Here is a 718-nt window from a genome sequence, read left to right as displayed (position 1 = left end):
CAACAGCTGTTTCTCTTGCTTTATCAGCAATTGGACTTCACCACCTTCACGTTTTGGCTCGATGCCGTGAATAATGGCGTTCTCTACCAAAGGTTGCAGCATCATCGGCGGCAACTCTGTATTTCCTATCCCTTCTGGCACCTCGATTGTGTAGCTTAATCGCTCGCCTAAACGAATTTTTTGAATACCCAGATAAGCGTCAATCAAGGCAATTTCATTTTCAACCGTGGTGTACTCCTCACGCGAGTTTTTTAGCGTTGCACGCAATAACGCCGTGAGTTGATCCAACATTTGTTTGGCTTTATCGACGTCTTGCGACATCAACGCGCTGATATTGGCAAGCGTATTAAACAGAAAATGCGGCTCAATTTGGCTTTGCATCTGCTTGAGCTGGCTGAGTAAAAGGGCTCGTTCTTGTTCGGCATTTTCACGTTTGATGCTCTCTAGCTCACGCTGTGCAATGGCTTCTTTTTCGCGTGAATGAAAATAAAAATAACACATACCGCTAAACAGCAGGCCCATCAGCAAGACAGGCAACATGCCCGAAATACCGAAGTATTCACCGAGCCAAAACTGCGCATTAATTACACCAAACAACAAACACGCGGTCAGTGAAAGCGCAATTTCTAGCATGCGTGGGATGGTCGGAAACAACTTGTCGATCAACCACGAGAAGAACAGCGCAGAGTAGCCAAAACCAAAGCTCACCAGCACATGC

General features: G+C 46.2%; 1 protein-coding gene. It reads right to left on the bottom strand.

Translation table 11 applies throughout. The features are described 5' to 3' along the window. Positions 1–718: sensor histidine kinase (locus tag R8O11_RS27595; RefSeq protein ID WP_318194922.1), on the bottom strand; the 718-nt coding region annotated here is incomplete at both ends.

The sequence above is a fragment of the Vibrio sp. 1288 genome, assembly GCF_033344475.1.
This window is presented reverse-complemented; position numbering and strand designations above follow the sequence as displayed.